The 6,121-nt window shown below is 41.1% G+C and carries 7 protein-coding genes; 6 read left to right on the forward strand and 1 reads right to left on the reverse strand.

From position 1 onward, the window contains the following. Positions 1-23: 23 nt before the first annotated feature. The 5 genes from CS060_RS09900 to CS060_RS09920 all read left to right on the forward strand — a co-directional run bounded on the left by CS060_RS09900 (position 24) and on the right by CS060_RS09920 (position 5,307). The gene (locus CS060_RS09900) at positions 24-1,043 is read left to right on the forward strand and encodes a LolA family protein (protein WP_035047954.1); all 1,020 of its coding nucleotides are present in this window, start codon (positions 24-26) and stop codon (positions 1,041-1,043) included. 94 nt (positions 1,044-1,137) lie between these two features. Next, on the forward strand, positions 1,138-2,295 hold the full coding sequence (gene alr / locus CS060_RS09905; protein ID WP_035047953.1) for an alanine racemase: 1,158 nt from the start codon (positions 1,138-1,140) through the stop codon (positions 2,293-2,295). A 152-nt stretch (positions 2,296-2,447) separates the two neighbouring features. Then, on the forward strand, positions 2,448-2,729 hold the full coding sequence (locus tag CS060_RS09910) for a CopG family ribbon-helix-helix protein (RefSeq protein ID WP_099668916.1): 282 nt from the start codon (positions 2,448-2,450) through the stop codon (positions 2,727-2,729). Between the two features lie 4 nt (positions 2,730-2,733). After that, on the forward strand, positions 2,734-3,084 hold the full coding sequence (ndoA, locus tag CS060_RS09915; RefSeq protein ID WP_010195163.1) for a type II toxin-antitoxin system endoribonuclease NdoA: 351 nt from the start codon (positions 2,734-2,736) through the stop codon (positions 3,082-3,084). A gap of 57 nt (positions 3,085-3,141) precedes the next feature. Next, entirely contained in the window at positions 3,142-5,307 is a 2,166-nt protein-coding gene (locus CS060_RS09920) for a Tex family protein (protein WP_035047951.1), read from the forward strand. Here CS060_RS09920 and cmpA read toward each other — a convergent pair. Continuing rightward, positions 5,302-5,415 carry a cortex morphogenetic protein CmpA gene (gene cmpA, locus CS060_RS09925; RefSeq protein ID WP_012573928.1) on the reverse strand — a complete coding sequence of 38 codons (114 nt, stop codon included), beginning with the start codon at positions 5,413-5,415 and terminating at the stop codon, positions 5,302-5,304. The genes CS060_RS09920 and cmpA overlap by 6 nt on opposite strands. Before the next feature lie 72 nt (positions 5,416-5,487). Between cmpA and CS060_RS09930 the strand changes: the two genes are divergently transcribed. Continuing rightward, on the forward strand, positions 5,488-5,943 hold the full coding sequence (locus tag CS060_RS09930; protein WP_035047949.1) for a SprT family protein: 456 nt from the start codon (positions 5,488-5,490) through the stop codon (positions 5,941-5,943). Positions 5,944-6,121 lie beyond the last annotated feature (178 nt).

The following is a 6,121-nucleotide window of genomic DNA, read 5'->3' on the forward strand; positions in this document are numbered from 1 at the left end:
AATGAGGTAAAGGGGTTGGAAAAATGAGACGAACATGGCTTTTTTGGTGCCTGCTTCTTTTTGTTGTAGGCAGTTTGGCCGCTTGCGGAGACAAGTCGCAACAAGATGTATTAAAAGCGCTTGATGAGAAAGTGCAAACGATGTCTGGGTACAAAGCCGAAGCAAAAATGACGCTTCAGACAGGGACGGAGCCACAAGTGTATGAAATTGAAATTTGGCATAAGTCTCCAAATTACTACCGCGTGAACTTAAAAAATGCTCAGCGTGATCAACATCAAATGATTTTGCGTAACGATGAAGGAGTATTTGTATTAACGCCTGCATTAAATAAAAGTTTTCGTTTTCAAAGCGACTGGCCGCAAAACGCAAGCCAAGTGTATTTGTATGAATCGCTCGTAAAAGACATTTTAGCCGACTCGAAAGCAGATTTTAAAGCAACAAAAAATCATTACGTGTTCCAAACGAAAACAAATTATGAAAACAAAAAAATGTTGCCAAAACAAGAGATCACATTAAATAAAAAAGATTTAACGCCAGTGAAAGTGACCGTCATGGACATTGACTCGCAACCGATGTTGACTGTTGAATTTTCAAAAGTAGAATGGAATGCTGCGTTTGATGATAATGCTTTTGATGTAAGTAAAAACATGACGAGAGCGAAGTTGGAAAATGAACAAGAAGTGACAAAAGAAGCGAATCAGCAAGCAGCGCCAGTTATGTATCCGACATATGAGCTCGATGGTGTGAAACTTGTGGAAGAAAAAGAATTTACAACGGCAAACGGGAAACGAATTGTCATGACATTTGCTGGGGAAAAATCGTTTACTCTTGTACAAGAAAAAGCTCATGCTGTGCCGACAGCAAACGTATCGACAACGGTTAAGGGTGAGCCTGTTGATTTAGGATTTGCTGTTGGAGCGCTGGCAAACGGCACATTGACGTGGACGTATAAAGGTGTCGATTTTATTCTTGCTTCACAAGATTTAACGAAAGACGAGATGGTTGCGATTGCCCGTTCGGTGCAAGGTAAGGTGATGAAGTAAGACTCGCGTGGCGGGTCTTTATTTTTTTGTTGACATGATGCAAGGAGAAAAGAAATAATCAAACGTGAACATATTTTTGAAGGGGTTTGGAAGGATGGATCGAGCATTTTATCGCGATACATGGGCAGAAATTGATTTAGATGCAATTTTTTATAATGTGCAATCAATGAAACAACACGTCGGCACTCATGTTGATGTCATTGCCGTCGTGAAAGCGAATGCTTATGGACATGGAGATATTCAAGTAGCGAAAACAGCGCTTGAAGCAGGTGCCACGCGTTTAGCCGTTGCCTTTTTGGACGAAGCGCTCGCACTAAGAAAAAAAGGGATCCCTTTAGACGTCCCGATTATCGTACTTGGGGCGACAAACCCTTTACATGCGCCGTTAGCTGCTAGTCAAAATGTTACGTTAACCATTTTTCGTGCGGATTGGTTGGAGCAAGCGGTGATGTATGCCCCATATGAACAACCATTAAACGTTCATATGAAGTTAGATACAGGGATGGGACGTTTGGGAGCGAAAACAGAAGAAGAAGTGAAGCGCATTGTACACATGATTGAACAACATACATGTTTTGTACTTGAAGGAGTATATACGCATTTTGCGACAGCCGATGAGCAAAATATAGATTATTTTTCGTTTCAATATGATACGTTTCTACACATGCTAGAATGGTTACCGATTAAGCCACCACTCATTCATTGCGCCAATAGCGCAGCGGCACTACGCTATCCTGATCGCGTATTCAATGCAGTTCGTTTCGGTATCTCTATGTATGGATTGACACCGTCACAAGAAATGAAGCCGTTTTTGCCGTATCCATTAAAAGAAGCATTCTCGCTCCATAGTCGTTTAACCCATGTAAAAAAGGTGAAGGCAGGGGAAAAAATCAGTTATGGGGCGACATATGCTGCGGAAGCAGATGAATGGATTGGTACGGTTCCAATTGGCTATGCAGACGGTTGGTTGCGCCGTATGCAACATTTTTCTGTTCTTGTTGATGGAAAGCGCGCTCCTATTGTTGGACGTGTTTGTATGGACCAAATAATGATTCGTCTGCCGTATGAGCTTCCTGTCGGTACAAAAGTAACGCTCATTGGTGAACAAAAAGGTGAACGTATTTCCATCGATGATGTTGCTGCACATGTAAATACGATTAATTATGAAATTCCTTGTACAATTAGTTATCGTGTTCCCCGTATTTTTTTAAAAAACAAGAGTATAATTGAAGTGAGAAATGCGGTATTATAGTAGATGGGTGCAGTGAGAACGATCATTTTCGAAAAATTTCTACAAAATTTGGGCGAATGCTGCTGGAAATGACTTTGCATCGCGATGATGAAATGGTATGATGTAAATTGGGAGCAACTATGTGGTTGTAGTTTAGTTGGAGGTGTGTGTTTGTGTCTGAATCCAGCGCAACAACAGAAATTGTTATTCGGTTACCGCAGGCGTTAGTGAGCGAATTAGATGGAATTGTGAAGCAAGAAAACGGCAGCCGAAACGAACTTATTTATCAAGCGATGAAATTGTACATCCGCGAGCGGAAAAAACGTCAAATTCGAGAAGCGATGCGACGTGGGTATATGGAGATGGCGAAAATTAATTTGTCGCTTGCATCGGAGGCTTTTCTTGCGGAATATGAAGCTGACCACACCGTTGAACGTTTAGTTAGCGGGGGGTAATCTTTTGATTGTCAAACGTGGTGACGTGTATTTTGCCGATCTTTCTCCAGTAGTTGGATCAGAGCAAGGGGGCGTGCGCCCTGTGCTTGTTATTCAAAATGACATCGGGAACCGTTTCAGTCCAACCGTCATCGTTGCTGCCATTACTGCGCAAATCCAAAAAGCGAAGTTGCCTACACATGTTGAAATCGACGCAAAGCGCTACGGATTTGAACGGGACTCTGTCATTTTGCTTGAACAAATTCGGACGATCGATAAACAGCGTCTGACAGATAAGATTACCCATCTAGATGAAGAGATGATGGATAAAGTAGATGAAGCGCTGCAAATTAGTCTTGGTCTTATTGATTTTTAATATGCTGGAAAAATAGCTACATTGCGTAGCTATTTTTGTTTAGGGGAGGCATTTTCTTTGGAACTACTAAAGCAACTAGCTACGAAATTAAATATTCCACTTGTGCATGTACAACAAGTTATTCAACTTCATGAAGAAGGGAATACGATTCCGTTTATTGCTCGTTATCGAAAAGAAATGACTGGTGCGCTCGATGAAGTGCAAATTCGCACCATTTTAGATGAATGGAATTACTTAGAAAACTTAGAAAAACGAAAAGAAGAAGTAATTCGTTTAATCGATGAACAAGGAAAGTTAACGGATGAACTGAGAGAGGCGATTACAAAAGCAACGAAACTGCAAGAAGTGGAAGATTTATATCGCCCATATAAACAAAAACGACGAACAAAAGCGACAATTGCAAAAGAAAAAGGGTTGGAACCTTTTGCAGAATGGTTATTAACGTTTCCGAATGAGTCGATTACAGAACGAGCGCAACAGTTTATTGATGAACTAAAAGAAGTACATACGATCGACGAAGTCATTCAAGGTGCAAAAGATATTATCGCTGAAAAAGTGTCCGATGACGCCACGCTTCGTCAATGGATTCGTCAGCAAACGTGGCAAACAGGAATGATCGTTTCTGTTGGAAAAGAAGTAGAAAAAGACGAAAAGCGTGTATTTGAAATGTATTACGATCACCGTGAACCGATCGCTAAAGCGCCTGCCCACCGTGTTTTAGCGATGAACCGCGGCGAAAATGAAGGAATTTTACGCATTGCAATTGATGTAGATGCTGAACGAATCATTACATACATTCGTAAACAAGTTATACAAAATGAGCGCTCATCGGCAGCTGACATTGTTGCTGAAGCGATTGGAGATGCCTATAAACGTTTGATTGCTCCGTCGATTGAACGAGATGTACGAAATGAGTTGACAGAACAAGCGGAAGAACGAGCGATCCACATTTTCGCTGAAAACTTACGCAACTTGCTGTTGCAACCACCGTTAAAAGGCAAAGTCGTTTTAGGGATCGACCCAGCATATCGTACAGGATGTAAGTTAGCCGTCGTTGATGAAACCGGAAAGGTACTTCATATCGATGTCATTTATCCACATCCACCGAAAAATGAGGTGGAGAAAGCGAAAGAAAAATTAAAGCAATTGCTTCATACGTATCAAGTGGAGTTAATTGCCATTGGAAACGGAACGGCATCGCGAGAGACAGAGCAATTTGTAGCTGATACAATTTCTGAGTGGGAAGGAAACGTGTTTTATTTAATTGTCAATGAAGCAGGGGCAAGTGTATATTCTGCATCAGATTTAGCTCGTAAAGAGTTTCCACATCTGCAAGTGGAGGAACGAAGCGCTGTATCGATTGCTCGACGCGTTCAAGATCCACTTGCCGAATTAGTAAAAATTGATCCAAAATCTGTTGGGGTCGGCCAATATCAACATGACGTGTCGCAAAAAAAGCTAGAACAGTCGTTGCAGTTTGTTGTTGAAACAGTCGTCAACCAAGTTGGTGTAAACGTCAATACCGCTTCTCCAACGTTATTGCAATATGTATCTGGTCTAACAAAGACGGTAGCTGAAAACATTGTGAAATATCGGGAGGAGCATGGGAAGTTTACTAATCGTATGCAATTAAAGCATATTCCGCGCCTTGGAGCGAAAACGTACGAGCAATGCATCGGGTTTTTGCGCATCATAGATGGAGATGAGCCGTTAGACCGCACACCAATCCACCCTGAGCGATATGAAGAAGTGTATCAATTGTTACGACGCCTCGGTTTTTCGACAGAAGCGATCGGAAGTGAGCAATTGCGAGTTGCACTTGAAGGGATAAATATAGAAGAAGCAGCACAAGAACTGAACATAGGGGTATTGACGCTCCAAGATATTATCGATGCACTTAAGCGCCCAGAGCGCGATCCGCGCGATGATTTGCCGAAGCCAATCCTCAAGCAACATGTGTTGAAGATGGAGGATTTGAAAAAAGGGATGGAATTAGAGGGGACAGTACGAAACGTTGTCGATTTCGGTGTATTCGTAGATATCGGTGTGAAACAAGATGGACTTGTTCATATTTCGAAGCTAAGCAATCGATATGTGAAGCATCCACTTGATGTTGTGTCGGTCGGAGATATTGTGAAAGTATGGGTTGATTCGGTCGATTTGCAAAAAGAGCGCATTGCTTTAACAATGGTTCCACCAACATCGGAAAACACACTGTCATGAGCAGTGTGTTTTCCGATAAAAAAACCAGCATTGATTGAGAAGTTTAATTTGTGCGCGATTTTTTTCATAATATGCACGCCGCATTTGATTTTTTAACCACATCGGCATAATGATCACCTTCAAATTGTTTTTTATTATGTTATGAGTAAAAGAGCCCAATGGTGAAAGGACGGAAGTAAAATGGATGAGCGTGAATTACAGGCGCTTGTTGAGCGGGTATCGTTATGTGTATTTCAGAAGCCATTTCGTCATCGAGCGGTATTTAATGATCGGTTACGAACGACTGGTGGGCGATATGTGCTTTCTACACATCATATCGAACTAAATAGAAAATATTACGAGCAGTACGGAGAAGAAGAACTCATTCAGATCATTAAACACGAATTATGCCATTATCATCTGCACCTTGAAGGAAAAGGCTATCGTCATCGTGATCGTGATTTTCGTGAATTATTACAAAAAGTACAAGCTCCACGTTTTTGCAAGCCTGTTTTATTATCGAAGACAAGACATGAACATTATTACAAATGCACATCATGCGGCTATATGTATGTGCGAAGAAAAGTAGTAGATACAACTCGATACGTATGTGGCTTTTGCCGAGGAAAATTAAAAAAAATAAAAAGAGAGTGTTGACAATCTAAATCTTTCTGTGCTAAATTATAAAAGCCGTCGTTATTCGACGAAGAAATAAAATAAAAAAGACAGTTGACAGATTGAAAAAGAGTAAATATAATATAAACAGTCCTAATGGTTGAATTATTCCGCAGTAGCTCAGTGGTAGAGCACTCGGCTGTTAACCGAGCGGTCGTAG

Origin of the sequence: Anoxybacillus flavithermus (assembly GCF_002742685.1) — a bacterium.
In the GTDB taxonomy this organism is placed as follows: domain Bacteria; phylum Bacillota; class Bacilli; order Bacillales; family Anoxybacillaceae; genus Anoxybacillus; species Anoxybacillus flavithermus_E.